Source organism: Streptomyces carminius (assembly GCF_002794255.1).
Lineage (GTDB): Bacteria > Actinomycetota > Actinomycetes > Streptomycetales > Streptomycetaceae > Streptomyces > Streptomyces carminius.
The window spans coordinates 20,768-44,783 of sequence record NZ_PGGW01000040.1 but is presented as its reverse complement, the minus strand read 5'-3'; the positions used below and the strand labels follow the sequence as shown (position 1 = coordinate 44,783).

The window sequence follows — 24,016 nt, the reverse complement described above, 5'->3', positions numbered from 1 at the left end:
GGGGAGAGGATATAGCTTCGCATGAAGCAGTGCGCTTTCTCGGGAGTTAGTCGATGACTGGTGGCACCACGTTCCGCTGTCCGGCTGTCCATGTCTCCTCGTCCTCGGCGAGGTAGTCGGGTCGGTCGTGGCCGCGTCGGCGATTCTCCGACGGAGGGGTGAGGTTGGCCGGTCGTGCCGCCATGCCGGGTGCAGTGGCGCCGCCACGGACGAGTCCGGTACCGCCCGGAGTGAACTCTCCGCGTCCACGGCTGGTGCCTACGCGCGATGTTCCCGCAGCACCACCTGGCTGAGAAGCCATGGGGCGTCCCGGGTGGGTGCCGTTGTTTGCTGGAGTTCCACCGCCCATACCTCCGGGATGACCGCCCATAGGCCGTCCTGCGGTGGAATGCTCCCCGCCGACGACGGGGCCGCGGGGGAATCCGGACGGGGGGCCGCCCACGTGCCGAGGGCTGCCTCCTGTGATGCCGTTACTGCCGCCGATCGGTGGCCGACCGGTTGTGGGGAAGCCAGTAACAGGAGCACGTGTCGACATGCGAGCGGCTTGCTGCACCGGCCCGGTGGATGTCACCGGGCCCACAGGTGGTGTCGAGGGCCCCGTGGAGGACTGTTGGGGAATCGGACCTGTGGTTTGTGGCCGAGTCTCGTTGGTGGGCAGGGTGACCGAGTCGAGCGTCGTGTTCGTGTGGTGATCCGCCACATGAACAGACCGGTTCACGAGGGAGGGCGAGTGCACTTCTGGTGTCGTCTCGACGGAAGCGGATCTCTCGGGAGCGACATCCGCTTCCTGCCGGATCGGCCCTTGGTGCGTTGTCGTGACCCCCTGCCTGTTGTTCGACATCGTGCTTGGAGTGCTCCTCTCCGTGTAGTCTTCCGTCCTTCCCTTCGGTGGCGGGGCGAAGTTCGGCTCCTCCGCCGCCCGCATGCTCTCCCCGGCCATCCGGTAGTACGACGACAGCCGGTTGAGCTGGTTGATCGCCTCCTGACGCTTCTTCTCCTCCGCCTCCTGGCGAGCCTTGTCCTTCTCCGGGTCGGCGTAGCACATCCCGTTGGGAGCCGGGACGGCGGCCTTGGCCTCGGTCAGTGCCTGGCCCGCGTTCACCATGTGGTTTCCCAGGGTGCGGACGTACGCGGCGAACCGCATCGACTCCAGCGCGAACTGCTGCCCCCACTCGCGGAAGGAGTCGGCGCCCTCGCCCTCCCACTTCACGCGGTCGATGTACGCGCGCAGTTCGCCGCCGATGCCGTCCAGGTCGGAGCCGGCGTTGGAGAGCGCCTGGCCCCGGGACGAGAGCAGACTCGGGTTGGCCTTCGAGACCATCGCGTGCAGTGCCGCGAGCGACTTGCCTTCGAACTCGCCTGTGGCCATCTCTGACCTCCCCCTAGCTGAAGTCCTCGTTCGGGTTGTCGGACTTGTCGGCGACCGCGGCCTCGGCGTCCGGTGCCGTCCCCGGAGCGTCCTGGCGCTTGTGCTGGTACTCCTCCACCTGCTGCTGGATCGACTGGAAGCGTTGCAGGTGGTCGTCCTCGATGCCCTGGTAGCCCTTGTCCACGATCTGGGTGGCGATGCCCAGCGCCTCCAACTGGTCGCCGAACAGCCGGGAGAGGGTCTTCAGTTGCGTGTGCACCTTGTCATACAGGGCTGACAGGTCCTCGGCCGCGCTGAAGCCGGTGCCGTACGCGTCCGGGGTGACGGTCTGGTTGCCGATGTGCTTGGGGGACGCCGGAGAGCCCTCCAACTGGTCGAGGATGCCGTCGATGCGCTTCTTGAACGCGGTGAGGGTCTCGGCCTCGTAGTCGAGGTCCTTGCCGCCTCCGCCCGTGTCGCGCCAGTCCGTCATGCCCTTCCCGCTCCCCCGGTCGGCGATTCAGTCGGCCAGCCGGCAGGTCGGCCGGGTGGCAGAGCGAGTCTACGGTGCCGTAGATCGCCAGGGGTAAAGGGAATTGGGCCGTGGGCCCGGAATCGGCCAAGGCGCCCGACGCGCCGGTGAACCCGTTGACGGCGGTACGCGGGCATGCGGCATGCGGGTGCGCGGTACTACGCCAGCCGCCGGTACCGGCCCCGGAAGTACGTCAGCGGGCCCTTCTCCGCGCCCGGCAGCGCGGTGGCCAGCACCCGGCCGATCACCAGGGTGTGGTCGCCGGCGGCCACCCGCTGCTCGGTGCGGCACTCCACCGTGGTCAGGGCGCCGCCGACCAGGGGGGCGCCGGAGGTCTCGCCGCGGACGACGGGCATGTCCTGGAAGAGCAGCCGGTCGCTGACCCGGCCCCGCATGGAGAAGCGGCCCGCGATGTGCCGGTGGTCCTCGGCGAGGAGCGAGGCGGCCCACAGCGGCTGCCGCTCCAGCAGTTCGTCCATCCGGGAGTCCTCGCGGACGCTCACCAGCACCAGCGGCGGGTCCAGTGAGACCGAGAGGAAGGCGGTCGCGGTCATTCCCACGTCCTCGCCGCGCGGCCCGTCCTCCGGGTCGTGCGCCGTCACCAGCACCACACCGGCGGCCAGCCGCGCCATGGCGGCACGGAACTCCTCCTCGCTCACCCCTCCAGCATGGGGGAGGCCGAGGGCCTGCCGCGAAGTGGGGACGTTCTCGGGCATCTGCTGTCGTGGTGTCGGGTGCACATCATGAACGCTAGACGCCGCCGCGGGGGCGCGCATCGGTCCGGGGGACCAGGCCGGTCCCGCCCCGGACCTAGGTACACCGGCTGAACGTTCCGCAGGTCAGGGCCGTGATTTGCGTTCCGTAAGGGTGTGAGGGCGAGGGGGCGCCGCCGGGCGTGGTGGCCGCGCGCCCCCACCCTTCTGTGACATGAGTCACACAGCGGGGGAATTGTTGACCCTGTGTACCGACTGGGCAGCTCACTGTGATTCAGTGGCTTGTCAGAGAAGACGTTTAAAAGCGGATCATCTGGAGTTGCTCACTCAGGAACTCGAGGGGGGAGGGCGATGGAAGCCGAGTCGGAGCCCTATGTGCGCCTCGCCACCCTGCGCATGCTCCACCAGTCCATGGCGGAGCTCAACACCGGGCGCAGCCTGGCGGACACCCTGCAAACCGTCGCCGACGGGGTCGTGAAGGGCCTCGACTTCGAAATGGCCGCGGTCAACCTCGTCAAGCCCGACGGGGACCTCGTGGTGGCCGCCGTCGCAGGCAGCGAGGGCGCCGAGGCCATGCTGGCGGGCCGCACCGGCTCGCGTGCGGCCTGGGAGCGGCGGCTGGCCATGGGGGAGCGCTGGGGCGAGCTGCGGTTCATCCCGTACACCGAGTCGTGGGTCCTGCTCGACGACGACGTGCCGCAGTGGCACGCCGCCGGGCCGGCCCCCCGGTACGCCGACGAGTGGCATCCCATGGACCTCCTCCTGGCGCCGATGTACTCCTCCGACGGTGATCTGCTGGGGGTCATCTCCGTCGACAAACCCCGCACCGGGAGGCGTCCGGGAGCGTGGGGGCGCGAGGCGCTGCAGATGTACGCCTTCCAGGCGGGCATCGCGATCAGCAACGCGCGTTTGCGGGCGAACATGCAACGCGCGCTGGTCCGGCTGGAGCGCGAGCAGCAGGCGCTGCGGGCCAGTGAGGAGAGCTTCCGGCAGGCGTTCGAGTACGCGCCCAGCGGCATGGCCGTCGCCGAGCTGGGCGGTGACCACCACGGCCGGCTGGTGCGGATCAACGACGCCCTGTGCCGGCTGCTGGACCGTCCCGCCGCCACACTGCGGCGGTACGGCTTCTCCGACCTGGTCCACCCCGAGGACCGGGCCACCCTGCTGCGCACCTCCGCCGAGGGCGGCCGGGCCGAGCTGCGGCTGTGCCGGCGCGACGGGTCGTACGTGTGGGTGTCCCTGCGCAACTCCGTGGTCGCCGACGCGACCGACGGCCCGCGCTTCCTGCTCACCCATGTCGAGGACATCGAGGAGCGCAAGCGGCACGAGCTCCAGCTCGCCCACCGGGCCAGCCACGACGCGCTCACCGGGCTGCCCAACAGCGCCGAGCTGCGGGCCAGGCTCGGCGCCCGGCTGTGCGACAAGCCCGTGGCGGTGTCCGGCGCGGCGCAGCTCGCGCCCAGCGGGGCGGTGCTCGGCGGCGGGTTCGCGCAGAGCGGCCCGGGGAACGGCGCCGCGGGCGGCTTCACCGGCGCGTTCCCGGCGCCGGTGGGCGGCTTCGACCACCATGTGCACACCTTCCCGCCCACCGTGGACAGTCCCATGGAGAAGGGGCTGGCGGTCCTCTTCTGCGATCTCGACGGCTTCAAGTCGATCAACGACCGCTTCGGCCACCACTGCGGCGACGCCGTCCTGATCGAGGTGGCCCGCCGGCTGGCCAACGGGGTGCGGGAGAACGACACGGTCGCCCGGCTCGGCGGTGACGAGTTCGTGGTGCTGGCCGACAACCTGGCCCGCTCCGACGCCCAGGACCTGGCGGTACGGTTGCGCAACGCGATCATTCCGCCCATCAGGGTGGAGGGCCGCGCGGTGCGGGTCGGGGCCAGCTTCGGGATCAGCTGGGCGGGGTGCGGGATGTCCGCCGAGGAGGTCCTGCACTCCGCGGACCAGCGGATGTACGTCGAGAAGCGGTCGCGTTCGGGGGCCCGGCGCAGGGCGGGCTGAGTTTCGTTCCAGGACATCCGGACTGTTCCGGAACGGTTACGGGGCCGGTACGCAACCGAGCGCAAGGAAGACACTCCCTTTACCCCGAAAGAGGTAGGCTGCGCCGGGCAGGTACCCGTAGTGGAGGAGCGCACGGAATGACCGCCGGTAACAACGGTTCGGGCACGCCGGAGAACGACGACCCGTTCGCCTACCTCTACCGCTCCGACGGCAGCGCGGGCGGAGGTGCGGGCGGCGCGGCGACACAGCAGCCCGGGGTTCCCCGGACCTCGTACAACCAGGTCCGGGCGGTGGGCGAGCGCCGCTACGGCGGGCAGCAACCGCCGCAGCAGCCCCAGTCCCACCAGCAGCCGCACCAGCAGCCCCACCAGCAGCCGCAGCCGAACGCGCACTACGCGGCCCCCGAGACCATGCCCGGCGGCCGGGCCGCGGCCCGGCACGGCGCCGCGGCGGGCCCCGGCGGGCGCGCGGCGGCCCGGGGCCGCAACCACAAGGGCCTGCTGGTCGGCGCCCTCGCGGTCGTCGCGGCCGTGGTGCTCGGGGTGGGCGCGGCCATCGCCTTCAGCGACGACGAGGGCTCGGCCGGGAACCAGGCGGGCAGCGTCCAGGAGCCCGGTGCCGACGGCGCGGGCCAGGACGGCGAGGGCGGTCAGGACAAGGAGAAGAACGCCGACCAGGACAAGAAGCCGCAGAGCACCCTGCCCGAGGAGGACGCGATCAGCCTCCGGCTGGAGGGCGGCCCGGCGGTGGCCGGCGACATCCCCGGCGCCCAGGCCAAGGGCGGCAAGTACGTCGCCGGCTTCAACGCCCCCGGCGCCTCCGCCTCCTGGAGCTTCGACGTCCCCGAGGACGGCAAGTACACGCTGTTCGTCGGCTACGGAGTGCCCGGCAAGGACGCCGACTCCACCCTCGTGGTGAACGGCAAGCCCCGTGAGCAGGGGCTCAACATGAAGAACTTCGCCCAGGCCAAGGAGGGCGAGTGGGACAAGGGCTGGACCCGCACCTTCGCCTGGCTGGACCTGAACAAGGGCACCAACACGGTGCAGATCGCCTGCGCGGAGGGCAACCAGTGCGAGTTCGTCCTCGACCAGGTGTGGCTGAAGAAGGGGCACGTCCGCGACTGACGGCGGTCACCGGGCCCTGACGGTGGTCCGGACTCCGGCCCTGACTCCGGCTCTGACTCCGGTCCGGATCTGACGGGCCGGCGGCCTCCGGGGAAGGCCGCCATCGTTCCGGCCGTCGCCCCGCGGGCCGTCCGCGGACACCCGCGCGGCTCCACCGCCCGCTCGCCCGTTCCCGGCCCCGATCCCGTTCCCGGTCGGGGCCGTCAGGCCGCCATCGGCTGCGGGGTGACCGTCACCTCCGGCAGCAGCTCCTCGTAGAGCGCCCGGTCGAACCCGCCCGCCGCCGCGGCCCGTACGGTCGCCGCCGCCAGCGCGGCGGCCCGGGCCAGCCGCTCCGGCCAGGCCAGCCCCTCGACCAGGCCGGCGAGCAGCGCGGCGGCCACCGAGTCGCCCGCGCCGGCCGGCGCGGGCGACAGCCGCCGGGGCGGGGGGACGCGCCAGGTGCCGTCCGGGGTGAGCGCCAGCAGCCCGTCCGCGCCCAGGGAGGCGACGACGCCCCGCGCCGCCGCACCAGCCGCGCGGCGTGCAGCGGCTCGGTGGAGCCGGTGATACCGGCCAGCTCCTCGGCGCTGGGCTTGACGAGGTCCGGCCGGGCGGCGAGCCCGCGCCGCAGCGGTTCCCCGCCGGTGTCCAGCAGGACGGGCACGTCCGCGGCGCGGGCGGCGCGTATGAGCGTCCCGTACGCGCCGACGGGCACGCCGGGCGGCAGGCTGCCGCACAGGGCGACGGCGTCGGCGCCGGACAGCAGGCCGCGGTAGGTGTCCAGCAGGCGCTCCCACTCGCCGGGGGCGATGTGCGGGCCCGGCTCGCCGAACAGCGTGGCGCTCCCCGCCCCGGCAGCCGTCCCCGCCCCCGCTTTCGTTCCCGTTCCCGCCCCCGCTCCCGTCCCGGTGTCCGGCGGGCACTCCGGCATGACCGTCACGGTGCGGCGGGTGGCGCCGGCCGTGGCCACCAGCGCGTCCGTCACGGAGGTCTCCGCCGCGAGCAGCTCCCGCAGCCGTTCCCCCGCGGTGCCGCCGGCGAACCCCGTCACCACCGTCTCGTGCCCCAGGGCGGCCAGCACCCGGGCCGCGTGCACGCCCCGGCCGCCCGGCCGCTCGGTCACCTCCCGGACGCGGTGGGAGCCGTGGGGCTCCAGACGGGGAACGCGGTAGGTGATGTCCAGGGCCGCGTTGAGCGTGACGGTCAGGATCATCGGGGCTCCACCTCCCACCGGCGGGCGTACGTCTGCGCGCGCGTCTTCGCGGGCCTTCCGCGGTACCACGGTGCCGTGGGCGCGGCGACCGCGCGAGCGATCATGCCAAAGCGGCGGCGGTTGGCCCAGGGTGCGCGGGCCAACCGCCGCCACTTCGTTGTGATTCGTTGTGAACCGCGCGTCATCCCGCGGCGCGGGTGCCCGGGGCGACCACCCACTCGCCCTTGCGCATGACCCCCGTGAGCCGGTACTCGGCGTCCAGCACCACCAGATCGGCGTCCTTGCCCGGCTCGATCGACCCCACCCGGTCGGCCACCCCCAGCAGCCGCGCCGGGTTGGCCGACAGGGCCCGTACCGCGTCCTCCACCGGCAGCCCGTCCACCGTCACCGCGCGCCGCAGCGCCCGGTCCAGGGTGAGCGTCGAGCCGGCGATCGAGCCGCCCTCCGCCAGCCGGGCGACACCGTCGGTGACCCGCACGGTCAGCGGGCCGAGCGGGTAGAGGCCGTCGCCCATCCCGGCCGCGCCCATGGCGTCGGTGACGAACGCCACCCGGCCGGCTCCCGCGCGGGCGAAGGCCAGTCCCAGGACGGCCGGGTGCAGATGGACGCCGTCGTTGATCAGCTCGACCGTCACCCGCTCGTCCGCCAGCAGCGCCGCCACCGGGCCGGGCTCGCGGTGCCGCAGCACGGGCATCGCGTTGAACAGGTGGGTGGCGACCGTGGCGCCCGCCTCGACGGCCCGGAGCGTCGCCTCGTAGGCGGCGTCGGTGTGGCCGACGGCCGCGATCACGCCCTCCTCCGCCAGCAGCCGCACCGACTCCAGACCGCCGGGCAGCTCCGGCGCGAGCGTCACCATCCGCGCCGTGCCGCGCGCCGCGTCCAGCAGCTTGCGGACGTCGGCCGGGTCCGGGTCGCGCAGCAGTGCGGGGTCGTGGGCGCCGCAGCGGTGCGGGGAGATGAACGGCCCCTCGAAGTGGACGCCCGCCAGGTCGCCCTGCTCGACCAGCTCCGACAGCACCGCCGCCTGCCGGGCCAGGTCCTCCAGGTCGCCGGTCACCGTGGAGGCGACCAGGGTGGTCGTGCCGTGCGCCCGGTGGGTGGCGACCGCCCGCAGCGCCTCCTCGGCCGAGCCGGAGGAGAAGGAGGCGCCCCCGCCGCCGTGGACGTGCATGTCGACGAAGCCGGGCACGATCCAGTGCCCGGTCAGATCGAGCGTGCCCGCCTCGCCGGGGGCGTCCGCGGCGATCCGGGTGCCCTCGACGGTCACCCGCCCGTTCCCGTCCGAACCGTCCACCCCGTCCGGGCGCACCACCCGGGCGCCGGTCAGCACGGTGCGCCGGGCGGGCCCCTGAGTGGACCCCTGGGCGGACCCCTGAGTGGGCGCCGTCTTCGCCGTCATGGGCTCGAAACCTCCGCGGAGAGTAGGTCCCAGGCGAGGAGCCCCGCGCCCAGGCAGCCGGCGGCGTCCCCGAGGGCCGCCGGGACGATCGTGGGGAGCCGCTGGAAGGTGGCCTTCGCGGCCAGGGCCGCGCGCAGCGGGTCCAGGAGCGTGGCGCCCGCCTCGGCGAGCCCGCCGCCGACGATCACCGTCCGCGGGTCCAGCAGGGTCACCGCGGTGAGCAGGCCCTCGGCGAGCGCGTCCACCGCGTCGCGCCAGACGGCGGCGGCCCGCGCGTCGCCCGCCTCGACGGCCGCGGCGGCACCGGCCGCCGTCGCCGCCGGGTCGCCGCTCGCCGCCGCCCAGGCCCGGCCGACGGCGGCGGCCGAGGCGAGCGTCTCCAGGCAGCCGCGCCGCCCGCAGCCGCACTCCGGGCCGTCCGGGCGTACGGTGATGTGCCCGATCTCGCCCGCGCCGCCGTGGGCGCCGGGCTCCACCCGGCCGTCGATGCCGATGGCCCCGGCGATGCCGGTGCCCAGCGCCGTGAACAGGAAGCGGTCCACCCCCGCGCCCGCCCCGATCCGCCCCTCGGCCAGCCCGCCGGCGCGCACGTCGTGCCCGACGGCGACGGGCACCGTGCCGCCCAGCCGGTCCGCGAGCAGGGCGCGCAGCGGGACGTCCCGCCAGCCGAGGTTGGCGGACCAGACGGCGGTCCCGCGCGCCTCGTCGACCAGCCCCGGCACGGCGATCCCCGCGGCGGCCGGCCCGGCGCCGTACCGCTCGACCCCCGCCTTGCGCAGCTCCGCGGCGAGGGTGAGGACGCCCTCGACGACGGCCTCCGGCCCGTCCTGGCGGCCGGTGGGCCGCCGCTCCCGCAGGAGCGGAGTGTGGTCGGCGCCGATCAGGGCGGCCTTGATGCCGGTGCCGCCCACGTCGAGGGCGACGACGTACGGGGTGTACGGAGGGTCGCTGTCACGGGTCACGGGGACAGTGTCACCCGCGTCCCGGCAAAGGTCTAGTCCACTCCCGCGATCTCTCACCGTACGGACGCCCGCCGTCCGGCCCCGGCACACGCCGCCCGAACCCTTTGGCACACCTCCCACCACCCTTGGTAGCGTCGGTCGCCGGTGTGAGGGGGAGACACATGAGGCCTCTGTGGCGGCGGAAGAGAGCACTGGCTCTCGTTGCCTGCGCGGTCGTCACCACCGCTGTCGCCGCCACCGTCGTCGTCAGGGCGGAGTCGGCCGAGCGCGCCGAGCGGCACGCCGAGCAACTCGACGCCAACCGCGCCCGGGCGCAGAAGGCGTGCGCCGGACTGCTGCCCGCCGAGCACCTCGCGGCGTTCCTGCCCGAGGACTCCGCCGCGCGGACGGAGGAGTACGGCACGCTCCTCGACCCCGGCCAGGAGAGCCGGGCACTTGCCGACTGCCTGCTCGGCTGGGAGGGCGGTGAGCAGGTCCGGCTGCGTGTGGCGCCGTGGTCCCCCGAGGACGAGGAACCAGCGGACGACATGTACCGCTGGCTCTTTCCCTACCGGCTGCCGGACGGCTTCTCGGGGGTGTCGGACCGGGAAGGGGCGGAGGCGTCCCTGCGCGTTCCCTGTCCGGACGGCCCTCCCGGACGTCTCCGCCTGGGCACGGATCTGAAGGTGTCGGTCGGGATGCCCGTGCACAGGGGGGAGGGCGAGTACTCGCCCTCCGGGAAGAACAGAACGCTGCTCGCCGACTGGGCCGTACGCGTCGCCGACTGGGTGGGCGAGCGTCAGGGGTGCGGCACGCAACCGCTCGGCGACCTGCCCCCGGCCCCGGACCCGGAGGGTGACGAGGAGACCGAAACGGAAGAGCCGGACACGCGCGAGTCCCGGGGCACGGGCCTGTGCGCCTGGCTGGACCCCGCGGCCATGGGACACGTCCCGGACGGACTCTGGGACGTGTCGGGAGACCCGTCCTTCGATGCCGCCCGGGGGGAGTGCCGGGCGTACCTCGAGGTGGGGGCCGGGGAGAAGGAGATCAAGGGCGTGAGCGCGGCCAGCGCCTCCGGCGTCGCGGCACGCCGGTTCTACCAGACCGGGGAGGCCGACCCGTACGACGACAGCTCCCGCAGCCCCGGACCGGCGCGGGCGCCCGAGCCCGGGGGCCGCCACACCGGCACCTGGGGGGACTTCACACCGGCACCGGTGAACGAGGACACCCTGCCCTCCCTGGCGCTGTGGGCGGAGTCGGTGTGCGACGGCGGCCAGACGTTCCACCGGGTCACCGTGACCCCCGAGTTCGGGTACCGGCTCGACCAGGGGGACACGATCGAGGATCCCGGCTACCGGCCCGACGCGGATCTGGACAGGGAGACGCGCAGGAAGATGTCGGAGGAGGCCGAAGCCGTGCTCGACCGCTACCTGCAAGCTCCCGGCGGCTGGCCCGAGCGGGCCGGCTGCCGGGACACGACGGTCCTGGGGGAGGTCGAGGAATGGCGCATCCCCGTCGGCGGGTGATCGTGGCCGGGGCGGCTCTCGGCGCGCTGCTCCTGCTCTCCGGGGGATGGCTCTGGTTCGGGGGAGACGACGCCCGGCAGCCGGACGGCGACCCGCTGAGCAGCGCGTGCGGTGGTGTGCTTCCCGAACGCGAGATCCGGGCGGTACTCGGAGACGGCCCGTTGGAGAGGGACGCCGACTCCGAGCGCGGCGAGGGAGGCCTCGGACGTGGGGGCGCCCCGCTGAAGGCCGTCTGCAGTCTCGGCCGGGGAACGCCGGGTGAAGGCCTGGGCTACGACGATCCCCTGGTCGAGGTACGCATCAACGGCACTCCCGCACCGCGGAAGGAGGAGCGGAGGAGGCCGTTCCGCGAAGGGCTCTACCCGGCCGTGTACGCGGAGGCGCCGGCGCCCCTGGCGGACGGCTGGACCGGCTTCTTCTCCCTGGAAGACCGTTCCCCGGGGGACGAGGGCACCGCCGCCGTGTTCCTGGAGTGTGCCGGGGAGCGCCGTGATCTGCTGGTCACCGTCCGGGCGCAGGAGACCGGCACCTTCGAGGACCCCGCCCGCCGGACCGCCGTCGCGCGGCTGGCCACGGCCACCGCCCGCGCCGCCGCCGAACGCTGGGGGTGCAGGGCGCGGTTCGGCGAACGGATCAGTGCGGTACCACTGCCGGTCGCCGAGGACGAGGACGTCCCCCTCGGTGAGGCGGACGGGACGTGCGAGGGGGTGCCCGCCCGGGAACGCACCTTCGCACGGGCCTGGGAGAGTGCCCGGGGCGGAGCCCCGCAGGAGGAGTGCGCCGTGGGCAACAGCGGCGGCACCCGGCTCTACACGCTGCGGGCCTTCTACGGTCCGTACGCGGAGCACATGCGGGATGCCTGGCGCCACTACCGCGACCACATGGACCCGGCCCCCGGGCAACCACCGCGCGGCACGCTGCCCGAGGGCGGCCTGTGGACCACCGCCACCTGCCCGGCCCCGTTCGACGGCGAGACCGCCCTGTTCACCATCGAGTCCGTGAACAGGAACGGGACCGAGCCCACCCGGGAGGAGAAGGCGTACGAGCGGGCGGCGCTGAAGGCCTTCGCCGAGGCATCGGCGAAGCACCACGGCTGCTCCGCCCCGCCCGCGCCCTGACCGGGTCCCGCGCCGCCGGATCCCGTGCCCGGCCCCTCCGGTACGGGAACGGCGCGGTCTTCCGTAGGGTCGGCGGCGTGTGGACGGCCGTCCGGCCGGGGTGGAGCCGGCGCCGGGGCGAGAGTGTGGGGACAGGACGTGACCGATGCGGAGCGGGAAGACGGAGCGGCCGGGCGGGGACCCGGCAGACGGGCGAGAGTGCGGGGGAAGGGGAAGGAGAAGGGCCGGCGCGGCCGGAGGTTTCCCGGTGCCGCGCGTGCCGCCGTCTGCGCCGCCGTCGCCCTGGCGGTGGTGGGCGGGCTCGTCCACTGGGGGCTGAACAGGGCCGGTGCCGGTGCCGACGCCGGGAGCGTCTGCGACGGTCTGCTCGCCCGGCAGGAGATCGCGCCCCTGGCGATCGACGACAAGGGGGAGTACGAGTCCTCCCCGGCCGAGTTCCTGGACGAGGAGGGGAGGTACCGCAGCCGGTTCGACGAGAAGCGGGGCAGGATGTCCCGCTGCCCGGTGTGGCAGCGGGAGGGGAAGGTCGCGACCTTCGAGGTGACGCGGGCCCGGGACTCCGGCCCGTACCGGAGCGAACCGATCCCGGTGAGCCGGTACTTCGGGGTCTCCCCGCTCGGCTCCGGCCTGACCGGCTGGACGGAGGAGGAGCGGGCCCTGGTGTGGCTGCCCGAGAAGTGCTCCCGGAGCCTCGGCGCGAAGGACGGCGAGCCCGTCCAGGTGGTGCTGGAACTGGAGAACCCCCTCCCCGCGAGCCGGTTCGGCACGGATCTCACCCGCAAGCTCATGGCCGAGGTCCTGATGAGCTACGCGGGCAACCTGGCCGAGGAGAAGGACTGCGGCTCGGCGGACTTCCGGCTCACCGAGGAGGCTCCGGGGGGCCCGGCCGAGGAGGAACTCCCGGCGGACGCCCAGTGCGGTCTGCCCGGCTTCACCGCCTCGCGGCCGCCGGCGGACCGCGAGGCGCTCTCCCAGCACCGGACGGGTGAGCCCGGGAAGGGCGACTGGAGCTGCGTGCTGACCCGCGGCAACGGCACCCCGTGGCCCTACCTGCTGGCGGCGTTCGCCGTCACCGGCGACGAGCGGCTGGTCGAACGCCACCGGCGGCCGGACCGCGAGGAGTCGGAGGACTTCCGTACCGACCTCGTCGTCTGCGCCGGGCACGAGTACCTGCTGACGATGGCGTACCCGGCGGCCGACGCCTGGAGCCGCTCGGAGCACGAGCGGCTGGAACTGGAGCACGCGAAGGGCGGACTCCTGCCCCGGGACACCCTCTACGAGGCCTTCCTCGGCGCGGCGCGCTCCGAGCTGGGCTGCCCGGCCTGACGCGCGCGGTGCCGCGCGGGCACCGTCCCGCCCCGGCCACGCCGGGTGCCGGACCGGACGGGACCGGCGCCTGCGCCGCCACCGGGAGCTGTCCGGCCAACGGCTGCGGCCCCGCGCACGGGGGTCTCCGGATCAGACGGGACGGACGTCACCGTCGCTCGCGCCCGGGGCGGGGTCGGTTCCGCTGTTCCAGGAGTCGACCACAGCCAGCACGTCGGTGAGGGTGGAGACGACCGCGTCGGGTTCTGCCGTGCTGTCCCCCAGCTCCTCCGGGGGAATGCTGCTGTGCGGCACCCAGATCGTCAGCATCCCCGCCGCACGCGCGCCGTGGATGTCCTCGAAGAGCCGGTCCCCCACGAAGACGCAGGTGCGTGCGGACCGCGCCCCCATCTGCCGCATCACCGCGGCGAATATCTCGGGGTGGGGCTTGGTCCAGGACGTCTCGCTCGAGTACACCGATACGTCGATCAGATCGAGGACGCCGTCCCGTTCGAATATCTCGTCGTGCCATCTCGCGGACCACAGGGTGTTGGAGAGCACGCCGACGCCCAGGCCGCGTTCGCGCAGTCCGCGCAGTACGGCCACGCCGTGCTCGTCCAGGAACGTGTGCCTCTCCCACGCCCGGCGGTAGGCGGCGAGGGCCTCGGGGGAGGGCTCGACGCCCGCAGCGCGGAAGACCTCGTCGAGAGTGCCCGAGCACTGGTTCTTCCTGCAGCGGGTCATGAGTTCCCGCTCCACGCGCAGGAGCTGCTCGGCGACTCCCGCGGCGTCCTCCACACCGGTGAGGACGCGCGCGGTCTCGAACCAGATCTCGTACAGGTCGACCGGGTGCCAGGGAGTGAGGGTGCCGGCCCAGTCGAAGATGACGTGCTCGACGGTCATGCGGACTCCTTCGGATCTTCCAGTGCCACGTCCACCGTGACGGCTTCCGGTACGCAGCCCCTCGCCCCGCGTGCCGCCAGGAGCAGCAGCACGAGTCCGGTTCCGCAGCCGCCCAGGAGGCTCGGACCCACTGCCCACCAGTCCGTCGCGGTCACGGCGAGACCCACCAGGGGCGGCCCCGCGAGAGCGCCGATGCTGCCGAACTGGGCCACCAGGCCGTTGGCCGTGCCGATGTCCGATCCGACCCGGACCACCAGAGGGATGGCGGCGAAGACGGTGGCCACCACGAATTCGTTGGCGAGTGCGACGACCAGCGCGGCGGACACCGACAGGCCGGTGTCGCCCGCTCCGCCGAACGCGGCGAACGCGGCGGCGGGGATCAGCAGAGTGACCAGGAACAGGTGCTTCACCTTCTTGCCGCGCCGGAGCAGCACGCTGGCGAGGAAACCGCTGGCCACGCCGACGAAGGAGACCATGCCGGTGAGGGTGCCGGCCGCCGCGGTCGGGACTCCGAACTCCTCGTGCAGGTAGGCGGGGTACAGGGCGACACAGGCCACGATGGCTCCACTGATGGTGGAGAAGCCCGCGCCCAGTGCCAGGGGCCGGGCCAGCCGCCGGGGCCACGCCTCCGGCGCACCGGGCCTGCCCCGGTCCGCAGTGGCCTCCGCGGGCCGGGCCGCGCCCGGTGGCAGCCGCAGCAGTGCCGCGGCGGCAACCGCCAGGGTGATGACCGCGGCGACGCTCAGCCAGGTCCGCCAGCCGAGCCAGGCGGACACCACCCCGCCCCCGAACGCGCCGAACGCGAGCCCCACCGGCATGAACGTTCCCCAGAGCGCGAGCGCGCCGGTAAGGCGGTTGCCCGTACCGAGACCGAAGACGAGCACCGGGGCAACGATCACCACGATCACGTAGCCGACGCTCTCGACCAGGCGCCCGCCGAGCATCGCGGCGAAGCTGCCGGCCTGTGCGCAGAACAGGCCGGCGCACCCCATCACCACGAGTCCGGCGACCAGCGTCCGCCGCGGGTCGAAGGGCTTGAGCAGATAGCTGACGAACAGCCCCAGCGTGGCGGCCACCGCCGTCACCAGCGAGGCGACGAGTCCTGTCTGGCTGAGGGAGAGTGACAGGTCGGCACGTAACTCGACGGTGATCGGAGTTGTTTTTCCGATACCGGTGGCGGCGATGACACCGGCCAGGTAGATTACTCCGAAATTCTGCCAGAACTCGCGTCTTTCCTTCTTTCCGGAGGCCGGAAGCGTATCCGGCTCCTTCGCTTCGTCTGCCATGAAGTTCTTCCACTCCTGAGTTCGGGGACACTGGCCATGCGACACGGCAGTACTCGGGAATCCACCGCCGATATTGTAGTGATCGGCTCGCTGGTGATGGACCGGAAGTTCTTTCCCGCCGGGACATTCGCGCTCGGGTCCGCGGCCGGCACGCTCCACGGAGTGGAGCGGCACCATGGTGGCGTCGGACGCAACGTCGCGGTCAACCTGGCCCGGCTCGGGGCCCGGAGCACGTTCGTCGGCCTCTCCGGCTTCGGCGCGGACGCGGCGGAGTTGGAGGACGTGCTGGCCGCGACCGGGGTGGAGGTCCGCGTACGGCGGACCACCGACGGCGTCGGCCGGTTCGACGTCCTGCTGGACGGCCGGGGGAACCAGGTGTGCGCCAGGCCCGTGCTGCCCGACCCCGCGCAGGGGAAACCGCTGTGCACACCGGACCTCGCCGCCCGTGTGGAGCGGGCCGACGCGGTCGTCGTCGAGGGCGGTCTGGACGAGGGGTTGCTCGAGTGGACCGCCCGGCAGGCGCGGGGGCGGGCGGTGCCGGTGTGCGGCATGCCCACCCGCCAGGGGGACCTCGGGCCGCGCCCCCGGCTCTTGCCGCTGTACGACATCCTGATCCTCAACACCGCCGAGGCACGGGCCGTTCTGGACGGCACCGTGCCCGCCGGCGCGGAGTCGGCCCGCAGGGCCTGTCCCGCGGCCGCCGTTCTGGCGGCGTGCCTGCACCGGCTGGGCCCGCGTGTGGTGGTGGTCACCGGAGGCCCGGACGGGGCCGCGGTGGCCTGGCCGCGGTGCCCCGACGCGGTACACCTGCCGACGGAGCCCGTTCCGTGCGCGGACGACACGGGTGCCGGTGACGCGCTCGCCTCGGCGTTCCTGTTCGGCCTGACGTCCGGCGAAGGCCCCCGAGCCGCACTGGCCCGGGGGCTGAGCGCCGCCGCACTGACCGTGGGCTGCCGACGGACCACCTGCCGCGCTCTGGGCCGGTTTCCCCGCGACCCTCCGGGACGGCTCACGGATTGAGGCAGCGCGCGGTGCCGCCGACTCGGTGCGCGTACATGGTGATGCCGTCCCCGGCGAGCGCCCGCGCGACGGTCTCGTCGTCGTAGGAGGCCAGCCCGGCGTCGGTGAGGATGCGCAGATCCGTGGAGTGCATGGAGATGTCGTCGACGCGCGCCTGGCGGATCTCGCCGACGTTGTGCCCGCGGTGGCCCGGCGGCAGCGGGTGGCACCCGTCGGCGAGGAACGCGAACATGAGCAGGTGGTAGCGCCCCTGCTCCCAGGCTCCGGTGAACTCGTAGACGGAGAACAGCGAGCAGGACTCCACCGTGATGCCGGTCTCCTCCTTCGCCTCCCGGACGGCCGCCGCCTCGGCGGGTTCACCCGGTTCGATGCCCCCGCCCGGCAGCAGCCAGCTGCCCGCGTACGGTCCCTTGAGCTGGCGGACGAACGTCACCGCCTCACCGGGTGCGGGGATCACCATCAGTGCGGCGGGCAGCGCTCGTGCGAAGCGGTTCATCGTCTGTGTCGTTCCGTTCGGTGCGAGGTGTGTCGGTGCGAGGTGTGTCAGTACTCGGTCGGACGGCCCTCGGGCCGGATCATCAGGGCAAGCCCGACGCGCTCGCCCTCCACTCTGCCTTTGCGGTAGTACGGCTCGGTCCGGGTGAGGAAACCATGCGTCGCCAGGGCTTGGCCGGGATTCGCGAGATCCGGACCGCAGATGATCACTTTGGACCGGATGTCGAAGGCCATGGCATCGCGTACGAGTTCCTGGCTCGGCGCATCGGACTCAATGTAGGCGACGAACTCGCCCCGGGCCCTGAGCGAGTAGCGCACGGACCCCACCTCGTAACCCAGCCCGCGCAGGTGCGCGTACATCAGGTACTCGTTCTGGAAGCCCATCAGGGTGAGTCCGGACTCCGCACCCGCCACGATCGTCGGGAACGGCGCCCCCGGGACGGCCTCGACGCCGGTCACGGTCAGCACGTTGCTGCGGCGTGCCTCGGCGTAGTAGCCCTTGAACTCCCCGAAGGGCCCCTCGACCGCGTCGCGCTCCTGGACCAGGCCGGTGACGACGTGGGTGGCGTCACAGGGCACCGGCGGGGTGCCCGTGACCACGAGCGGTCGGCCCAGCAGCCGTGAGGCGACGGCGTAGTCGTCCCCCTCGGCGGGCAGCCGGGAGGCCGCCACGACCGTGACCGCCGGGTCCGCTCCCAGGAACACGGAGATGGGCATCGGCCGGCCGGCGGCCAGCCAGGCCAGCAGGTTGCGGTGACCGTCGGTCCGCGGATCGAGGAAGATCCGCGCCTCGTCGGGCCCGGTCACCTGGATACGGTAGAAACCCAGGTTGACACCGCCGCCGTCCGGCCGGGACGTCACTCCTATACCGGCGGTGATGTACGGGCCGGCGTCGCCGGGGCGGTGCTGGAGAACCGGCAGGTCGTCCAGGAGCCCGGACAGCCGCTCCCGGTGCGCGGTGGGCGGGATCTGCCGTGTGTGCTGCCCCGGGTGTGTCGGCTCGGGGCCGGCGAGCCGCGCGGACATCTCCGCCAGGTGCTTCTCCTCGGTGGTGGAGAGCGCGGCGAGCAGCACCGCCCGGGGGTACGGATGGCCCAGTACGCGGGAACCCGGGTGCTCGGTGATCCGGGTGAAGACGACAGTGGGCCGGGCGCCGTGGGCCCTCTCGATGTCGGCGAGCGTACGGGCCACCTCCACCCGGCTGCTCAGCGGTGTGTCGCAGGTGTACAGGCCGACGGCGTCGTAACAGGGGGGCAGACCCAGCCGCGCGGCTCCGGACGCCCGGGTGAGGCCGCTGCCCGGGTAGCCGTGCCCCACCGGTCCTCCGGCCGTCATGATGGCCGCACCCGCAGCTCCGCCGGGAACGGCCGGCAGCCCTCGACGGGCTCCCGGTCCGCCTCCCAGGGGAAGACGATCCAGTCGTCGATGACGGCCGAACAGTAGTCGGGCGTCCGGGCGGAGCGGTGGTTGCGCACGAGGGCAGCCAGCCGCACGCCGCCGTCCGGCACCCCGGCCGTGGCGAGATACCCCGCCACGGCGTCGGCGGTGACTCCGGTGCCCACGATGTCGTCGACGACCAGGACCCGGTCGCCGGGCAACGGCGCGCTGTGCCCCGAGGCCTCGACGACCGGTTCCCGCTTGGCCGCGTAACGGCTGTCGTCCGCGGTCCTGCGCACCCGGACGGTGTGCATCACCGGGACGTCGAGGATGCAGGTGAGGGCTCCGGCGGCGGCCAGCCCGCCGCGGGCGACAGCCAGCACGCAGTCCGGCGCGAACCCGTCGGCCCGTACCTGTGCCGCGAGATCCCCGACCAGCTCACCGAACGAGCCCCAGTCGAGCAGGTACGGTCCCCGCCGCGACCACATGCCCGGCTGCCCGCCCGCCTCTTCCGGCCGGGACGTGCTGTGCGGCCGACTCATTCCCGTACCGCCTGCGCGACGTGGTCGATGTCTATCTGCTCCGAGCGCTCCCGGGCGTGCGGGAGGTTCTCCGCCCGTCCCGCGCCGGTGACCCTGATGAACTCGGCCCTCTCCCGGAAGGCCGCGAGGTCGGGTGCTCCCGAGTAGCTCATCGCGGACTGCACGCCGCCGACGAGTCGGCGCAGTGTCCTGGGGAGCGGCCCGGACGCCGGGAACGTGACCTCCACGCCCTCCGGTACGTAGTCGTCGACCTCCGCCCTGCTGATCCTCTCGCCGGCCGCCCTGCGCAGCGTCAACTCCATGCCCAGTGACACGAAACCGTTGCTGACCCGGTAGGAGCGGCCGTCCTTGGTCACGGGGGTCGCGGCGCTCTCGTCCGCGCCCGCGAGCGCGGAACCGAGCATCACGGCGTGCGCGCCGGCCGCGAGGCACTTGGCGATGTCGCCCGACTGCCTGATCCCGCCGTCGGCGATGATCCGCACGCCCGCGTCGTCGGCGGCGGCCGCGCAGTCCATGACCGCGGTGAGCTGGGGCACCCCGGTCCCGGCGACCAGCCGGGTGGTGCACACCCCTCCGGGGCCGATGCCCACCTTCACCACGTCCGCTCCGGCCTCGGCCAGGTCGCGGACGCCCTCGGGGGTCGCCACGTTCCCGGCGACCAGGGGCAGTTCGGGCAGGGCCTTGCGCAGCTCCGCCAGCGCCGTGACGACCCGGTCGCTGTGGCCGTGGGCGACGTCGACGAGGAGGAGGTCCACGGCATGCGCGGCCAACTGCTCGGCGCGCTCCCGCCAGTCCCCGGTGACGCCGACCGCCGCGCCCACGAACAGCCGTCCGTCCGCCGCGAGAGTCGCCCGGTCGGCGTCGTCCGGCGAGGGGCGGACGGCCTTGACCGCGTCGAGCTGGGCGACCTGCTGAGCGACGGTCTGCATCCGGTGCAGGAAGCCCATGCCACCGTGGCGGGCCATGGCGGCGGCCATCCGGTCGCCCGTGCACCACTGGGTGTTGGCGGAGACGAGGGGAAGCCGCAGCCGCACCCCGGGGAGCAGCCGCGTCGTGGTGTCGGCGTGCCGCCGACTGGTCAGGGACGTGCGCTGCGGTACGAGCAGGACGTCATCGAAGCTCAGCCCCGTGCGCAGCGGCTCGGATACACGCATGGTCCGCCCTCCTTCAGGGGGTGCCGCCGGTCAGGGCCAGCAGTTCGGCCCGGAGTGAACTCTCCCGCAGGCCGCCCCGCCACATGGCGGTGGTCATGGTGGCGGGTGTGCGGACACCGCGCATGGCCATGCACAGGTGCTTCCCCTGACCGATCACCGCCACGTCAGGTGATCCGGTCAGCCGCTCGACATCGTCGGCGATGTCGTGTGTGAGCTGTTCCTGGGACTGCAGGCGGTGGGCGTGCAGATGTGCGATCCGCGCGAACTTGCTCAGCCCCAGCATCTTCTTTCCGGGCAGGTAGCCGATGGCTATCCGGCAGGAGAACGGCAGCAGGTGGTGCTCGCACAGCGACCACACGTCGATGCCGGACACGGCGACCAGGCTGCCGGTCGCCGCGGTCTCGAAGACCGCTTCGACCGAACCCGGCTCGTACTGCGTGAACTCCCGCCACCAGCGCGCGTAGCGTGCGGGGGTGTCCCGCAGTCCCTCGCGGTCCGGGTCCTCGCCGATCTCCACGAGTAACTGCCGGGCCAGTGTCTCCAGCGGATCGGTGCCCTTGGCGCCGTGCTCCATGGGCAGGCTCTCACCGAGTACTTCGATACTGCTGGTCATCAGACTCCCCGTCTGCTTCCCCACACGTTGACGTGCAGCCTTCCGGACAGATTCCATTTGCGTGCGACTACGCCGTCGGCGAGTGCGCGGAGGGTGGACTCGATCTCCTCGGGGCTCTGTCCCCTCGGCATGATCCACACGTTCTCCAGGCCGAACCGTTCGACCAAGGCGTCCACCTCGTCCAGGTCGGAGGCTTCCGCGCAGACGAACTTGAACACGGTCCCGGGCGTCGAGGCGAAGGCCTCCAGTGCTCCGGGCACGATCCTGCGTTCCTCCGCGACACCGGAGTGAGCCAGTTTCGGGGACACGTTGAACCGTGCCCGCGTCGCGACGAGCGCTTCGTCCGGCACCAGCGTTCCGTTTGTCTCGAACTCGACCGTGATGCCCCGGTCGCGCAGTGCGCGTACCACGGGCAGAATCCGGTCCTGCTGGCTCAGCGGTTCTCCGCCGGAGACGACGATCAGGCCGACGCCGAACTCCAGTAGTCTCCCGGTCACCTCGTCCGGTGCGAGCGGGTGCAGCTCGTCGGCCGGACGGTAGGCCACTCCGGTGTCGGAGACGCCCTTCCAGTCCCAGGTGTACGGGGTGTCGCACCAGCGGCAGGTCAGATTGCAGCCGCCCAGCCGCAGGAACGCGCACGACCTTCCGGTGGAAGGTCCCTCACCCTGTACGGCCTCAGGTGGGTCCGAATATCTCGTTGACCACGAGCATCGGAACCGCCATCACACCACCTCCTCTTCCACCCCGGGCGGGGTGGGGTCGCCGTTGTCTCCCGTTCCCGTCGCCGGGTCGTCAGGGGCGGTAGGTCGCCCAGGTCTTGGGTGTCTCGGACACCCGCACGGCGATCAACTGGGGAAACTCCTCCTTCCACATGCCGTAGATCCACATGGCGAGGTGCTCGGCGGACGGGTTGCGGTCCGGCAGCACGTCGTTGAGGTGCCGGTGGTCCACCGTGTCGTCGAGCCATTTGCGGAAGATCGCCAGTTCCCCGTAGTCCCGTACGAAGCCGGGCCGGGTCAGTTCGTCCGGGTGCGCGCCCAGCTCCAGCTCGACCACGTAGTTGTGGCCGTGGAGCCGGCCGCACGGGTGTCCCTGCGGGAGATGGTCCAGTCGGTGACTGGCCGAGAAGTGGAACTCCTTCGTGATGGACAGCACGGCGGTCCTCCTGTCGAGGTCGCATGAAGTCAGGTGTGGTGCTCTCCCCCCGAGGGCCGCGGCACGTCCGGGCCGGGGATCTCTTCCCGGACGTGCCGGGAGTGTCGGTACCAACGGCGCTTTCACGGTTGTCCGCCGTACGCGTGGAAGCCGCGCGGCGGGAGCCGGACCGGATTGGTCCACAATCGGCCGAAAATCGTCACCAGAGCCTCTGCTGCCGGACATTCGGGTATCTCCGTGATGTCGGCCGGAGCTGTGCCGACATCGCTACCGCAGCTGTCGGAGACTGCCCGCGCGATGGTCCGTGAACCAGCTCCTCCCGTTGACACGACGCCAGACGAACATGGTGATCCCGGGCAGCTCGAAAGCCCCCTCCTGGAAGACGAGGATCCAGGAAGGCGCGCTGTTGTGGAAGCCCGCGAAATGTTCCTGGGCGAATTCCGGACGAGGGGACGCCGTCCTCGGGGCGCTTCCCGCACTTTCGTCCCGGTGGGGCGGTACGAGCCGCTCGGCCGGCCGCCGAAGCAGCGGGAACCGCCGCGGCCGGTGCCGGCCGCGGCCATCCTCTGTCCACGTGCGCGGCGTCCCTCCGGCCGGCACGAGGTGCCCGGCACGGCACGCGCCGAGGAGTGAGCCGCGTCATGCGGGGAGCGTCTTCCGGCCCGGCCCGGCCCGCCGCGGAGGCCGGTGGCGCGCCTCGCGGACACCAGCGGGGGACCGGGGCCCGGCGCCGCGCGCCAGCGCGGGATCACGCCGCGGGTGAGGTTGCGGGGGTGGCCCGGGTCGGCGCCGCGGGACTCGGCCACGGCCACCGCCAGGCGCTGCACGCGAACCAGGTCGGCCATCGGGTCCAGGGTGCCCTCGCCGGTGTCCGCGCAGTCCGACTCCGCCAGCGGAGTGCCGCTTGCCGCGGCGATGCCGCCGGACAACCCCTCCGACAGGGAACCCAGCGCCCGGACCACGCGGTGCGGACCGGCGATCGCGACCGGGCCGTGCCGGTACTCCCCCGCCGGATACGCCTCGGTCCACGCCTCGGCCGCCCGCCGCCGGCTGCTGGGCCGGGTGGCGATCTCGGCTGCGGTACGGGACTGCTCGGCGGCGGTCATGCGGGGGCTCCTCGGAAGCGGGGGGCGTTCTTCGGACGGTTCTCCGGCGGTTCTCCGGGCACTGGGTACAGACATGTGCACAGCAGTCCTGACCTGCGGGGCAGAAGGAGCGCTGCCGAAGCGATACGCGGTGCGGCGCGGCCCGGGCGGGCGCCGTACGGCCCGGGATGCGGTGTCCGGGGGCGGCAGTAGGTTGGAGGGGTGAGCACCGGTAGCGAGCAGCCGCGCGAGGACGGCGGCCTGTCCGAGCAGGACCAGGCCGTGCTCGCCGTCGAGCGGCACGGCTGGCCCGGCCCCGGCGCCAAGGAGCGGGCGATACGCGAGCGGCTGGGCATCTCGCCGACCCGCTACTACCAGCTCCTCAACGCCCTGCTGGACGATCCGCGCGCCCTCGCCCACGACCCGGTCACCGTCAACCGCCTGCGCCGCCGCCGGGACGAGCAGCGCGGCCGGCGGCGGTAGGCACGGCGCCGTCCCGCCCGGGCTTCCGCAACCGGTGACCACTACACTCCCTCTGGAAACTCACAGTGACCGCGTGGGTTCATCCTGTCTCCTCCGCAGGAGAGCGGGGCGGGGCACGGGAGGCGGGCGGACGGCCCCGGCAGCACCGACGATCCGAAGAGTGAGTGGGGGAAACACGTGTCCTTCGAGGACCGGCAGTCCACGAGCACGCGTCTGAACGAATTGCCTGGACCGCACAGCGCGCCACCGTTGCGGGACGGGGATCTGTCGCACTCCGAGGCGCAGAAGAAGAAGGCCGCCGCCTACATCGAGGAGCATCTCGGGCCGGGGACCACGAAGGCGGGGGTCATCGCCGACGGCGACAGCGAGACGGTCGCGGGGGGTTCGAACGCCACCGCCTGCACGGTGGGCAAGCTGAGCGGCTGGGGCGTGCAGAAAGGGCTCTCCCACCGGATGGGCAGGTGGCAGCGCAACGCCAAACGGCTGACCGGCCGACTGGAGGCCGAACTCACCGGGCTGCGGCAGGCCAACACCTTCTTCCAGGACAACGAGAGCGACACGGCCGCCTCCTTCGACGGCACCTCGCCCCTCTACCGCAGCGCCCTGCTGGACTACGTGCCCAGCCCCGGGCCCACACCGGGCCCGGGCACCGGCCGTCCGGCGGCGAAGAGTCCCATCGCGGACTTCTGACGGATCTC

22 protein-coding genes and 2 pseudogenes are annotated in these 24,016 nt (G+C 73.0%); 8 read left to right on the top strand and 16 right to left on the bottom strand.

Annotation, left to right across the window (positions count from 1 at the left end; translation table 11 throughout):
• Window positions 1–46: 46 nt before the first annotated feature.
• The 3 genes from CUT44_RS32725 to CUT44_RS12010 all read right to left on the bottom strand — a co-directional run bounded on the left by CUT44_RS32725 (window position 47) and on the right by CUT44_RS12010 (window position 2,596).
• A complete protein-coding gene (locus tag CUT44_RS32725) occupies window positions 47–1,369 on the bottom strand; it encodes a WXG100 family type VII secretion target (RefSeq protein ID WP_146252207.1) in 1,323 nt (440 codons plus the stop codon).
• 13 nt (window positions 1,370–1,382) lie between these two features.
• Window positions 1,383–1,841 carry a hypothetical protein gene (locus CUT44_RS12015; protein WP_100201949.1) on the bottom strand — a complete coding sequence of 153 codons (459 nt, stop codon included), beginning with the start codon at window positions 1,839–1,841 and terminating at the stop codon, window positions 1,383–1,385.
• A gap of 197 nt (window positions 1,842–2,038) precedes the next feature.
• Window positions 2,039–2,596 carry a flavin reductase family protein gene (locus tag CUT44_RS12010; RefSeq protein WP_100201948.1) on the bottom strand — a complete coding sequence of 186 codons (558 nt, stop codon included), beginning with the start codon at window positions 2,594–2,596 and terminating at the stop codon, window positions 2,039–2,041.
• 348 nt (window positions 2,597–2,944) lie between these two features.
• Here CUT44_RS12010 and cdgB point away from each other — a divergent pair, with 348 nt between their 5' ends.
• The gene (cdgB, locus tag CUT44_RS12005) at window positions 2,945–4,597 is read left to right on the top strand and encodes a diguanylate cyclase CdgB (RefSeq protein WP_100201947.1); all 1,653 of its coding nucleotides are present in this window, start codon (window positions 2,945–2,947) and stop codon (window positions 4,595–4,597) included.
• A 137-nt stretch (window positions 4,598–4,734) separates the two neighbouring features.
• Entirely contained in the window at window positions 4,735–5,721 is a 987-nt protein-coding gene (locus tag CUT44_RS12000) for a carbohydrate-binding protein (protein WP_100201946.1), read from the top strand.
• A 203-nt stretch (window positions 5,722–5,924) separates the two neighbouring features.
• Here CUT44_RS12000 and CUT44_RS11995 read toward each other — a convergent pair.
• The 3 genes and pseudogenes from CUT44_RS11995 to CUT44_RS11985 all read right to left on the bottom strand — a co-directional run bounded on the left by CUT44_RS11995 (window position 5,925) and on the right by CUT44_RS11985 (window position 9,277).
• A pseudogene (locus CUT44_RS11995) lies at window positions 5,925–6,916 on the bottom strand (1-phosphofructokinase family hexose kinase).
• Window positions 6,917–7,097: 181 nt separating this feature from the next.
• Window positions 7,098–8,315, bottom strand: a complete 1,218-nt coding sequence (gene nagA / locus CUT44_RS11990; protein WP_100201945.1) for an N-acetylglucosamine-6-phosphate deacetylase — start codon at window positions 8,313–8,315, stop codon at window positions 7,098–7,100.
• Window positions 8,312–9,277, bottom strand: a complete 966-nt coding sequence (locus CUT44_RS11985; RefSeq protein WP_100201944.1) for an ROK family protein — start codon at window positions 9,275–9,277, stop codon at window positions 8,312–8,314. The genes nagA and CUT44_RS11985 overlap by 4 nt, the downstream gene beginning before the upstream one ends.
• Before the next feature lie 161 nt (window positions 9,278–9,438).
• On the opposite strand from CUT44_RS11985, the gene CUT44_RS11980 reads away from it, so the two are divergent.
• From CUT44_RS11980 to CUT44_RS11970, 3 genes are all read left to right on the top strand, one after another.
• A complete protein-coding gene (locus tag CUT44_RS11980; protein ID WP_100201943.1) occupies window positions 9,439–10,782 on the top strand; it encodes a hypothetical protein in 1,344 nt (447 codons plus the stop codon).
• Window positions 10,758–11,900, top strand: coding sequence for a hypothetical protein (locus tag CUT44_RS11975; protein WP_100201942.1), 1,143 nt, complete (start codon window positions 10,758–10,760; stop codon window positions 11,898–11,900). The genes CUT44_RS11980 and CUT44_RS11975 overlap by 25 nt, the downstream gene beginning before the upstream one ends.
• Before the next feature lie 198 nt (window positions 11,901–12,098).
• Window positions 12,099–13,226, top strand: a complete 1,128-nt coding sequence (locus CUT44_RS11970) for a hypothetical protein (protein ID WP_100201941.1) — start codon at window positions 12,099–12,101, stop codon at window positions 13,224–13,226.
• A 132-nt stretch (window positions 13,227–13,358) separates the two neighbouring features.
• Here the strand turns inward: CUT44_RS11970 and CUT44_RS11965 are convergent, their stop codons facing one another.
• Window positions 13,359–14,108 carry an HAD family hydrolase gene (locus CUT44_RS11965; protein WP_100201940.1) on the bottom strand — a complete coding sequence of 250 codons (750 nt, stop codon included), beginning with the start codon at window positions 14,106–14,108 and terminating at the stop codon, window positions 13,359–13,361.
• Window positions 14,105–15,394, bottom strand: coding sequence for an MFS transporter (locus CUT44_RS11960; RefSeq protein WP_158239603.1), 1,290 nt, complete (start codon window positions 15,392–15,394; stop codon window positions 14,105–14,107). Before CUT44_RS11960 ends, CUT44_RS11965 begins: the two co-directional genes overlap by 4 nt.
• Window positions 15,395–15,430: 36 nt before the next feature.
• Here CUT44_RS11960 and CUT44_RS11955 point away from each other — a divergent pair, with 36 nt between their 5' ends.
• Window positions 15,431–16,414, top strand: a complete 984-nt coding sequence (locus tag CUT44_RS11955) for a carbohydrate kinase family protein (protein WP_100201938.1) — start codon at window positions 15,431–15,433, stop codon at window positions 16,412–16,414.
• Here CUT44_RS11955 and CUT44_RS11950 read toward each other — a convergent pair.
• The 8 genes and pseudogenes from CUT44_RS11950 to CUT44_RS33970 form a co-directional block, all read right to left on the bottom strand.
• The gene (locus CUT44_RS11950) at window positions 16,404–16,910 is read right to left on the bottom strand and encodes an NUDIX hydrolase (RefSeq protein WP_100201937.1); all 507 of its coding nucleotides are present in this window, start codon (window positions 16,908–16,910) and stop codon (window positions 16,404–16,406) included. The genes CUT44_RS11955 and CUT44_RS11950 overlap by 11 nt on opposite strands.
• Before the next feature lie 47 nt (window positions 16,911–16,957).
• Window positions 16,958–18,244, bottom strand: coding sequence for a UbiD family decarboxylase (locus CUT44_RS11945; protein WP_100201936.1), 1,287 nt, complete (start codon window positions 18,242–18,244; stop codon window positions 16,958–16,960).
• Window positions 18,241–18,828, bottom strand: a complete 588-nt coding sequence (locus tag CUT44_RS11940; RefSeq protein ID WP_100201935.1) for a phosphoribosyltransferase — start codon at window positions 18,826–18,828, stop codon at window positions 18,241–18,243. Before CUT44_RS11940 ends, CUT44_RS11945 begins: the two co-directional genes overlap by 4 nt.
• On the bottom strand, window positions 18,825–19,982 hold the full coding sequence (gene guaB, locus CUT44_RS11935; RefSeq protein ID WP_100201934.1) for an IMP dehydrogenase: 1,158 nt from the start codon (window positions 19,980–19,982) through the stop codon (window positions 18,825–18,827). The genes CUT44_RS11940 and guaB overlap by 4 nt, the downstream gene beginning before the upstream one ends.
• A gap of 13 nt (window positions 19,983–19,995) precedes the next feature.
• Window positions 19,996–20,595 (bottom strand): GTP cyclohydrolase I, encoded by a 600-nt coding sequence (gene folE / locus CUT44_RS11930; protein ID WP_100201933.1) that lies wholly within the window; start codon window positions 20,593–20,595, stop codon window positions 19,996–19,998.
• Window positions 20,595–21,218, bottom strand: coding sequence for a 7-carboxy-7-deazaguanine synthase QueE (locus tag CUT44_RS11925; protein ID WP_233221374.1), 624 nt, complete (start codon window positions 21,216–21,218; stop codon window positions 20,595–20,597). The genes folE and CUT44_RS11925 overlap by 1 nt, the downstream gene beginning before the upstream one ends.
• 169 nt (window positions 21,219–21,387) lie before the next feature.
• The gene (locus tag CUT44_RS33525; RefSeq protein WP_199185685.1) at window positions 21,388–21,750 is read right to left on the bottom strand and encodes a 6-pyruvoyl trahydropterin synthase family protein; all 363 of its coding nucleotides are present in this window, start codon (window positions 21,748–21,750) and stop codon (window positions 21,388–21,390) included.
• Between the two features lie 746 nt (window positions 21,751–22,496).
• Window positions 22,497–22,796 (bottom strand): annotated as a pseudogene (locus tag CUT44_RS33970) (sugar isomerase); the annotation flags it as partial.
• 261 nt (window positions 22,797–23,057) lie between these two features.
• Here CUT44_RS33970 and CUT44_RS11915 point away from each other — a divergent pair.
• Together CUT44_RS11915 and CUT44_RS11910 are read left to right on the top strand one after the other, a co-directional pair.
• Window positions 23,058–23,318 carry a DUF3263 domain-containing protein gene (locus CUT44_RS11915; protein WP_100201931.1) on the top strand — a complete coding sequence of 87 codons (261 nt, stop codon included), beginning with the start codon at window positions 23,058–23,060 and terminating at the stop codon, window positions 23,316–23,318.
• A 249-nt stretch (window positions 23,319–23,567) separates the two neighbouring features.
• Window positions 23,568–24,008, top strand: a complete 441-nt coding sequence (locus CUT44_RS11910) for a hypothetical protein (RefSeq protein WP_100201930.1) — start codon at window positions 23,568–23,570, stop codon at window positions 24,006–24,008.
• Window positions 24,009–24,016: the final 8 nt, after the last annotated feature.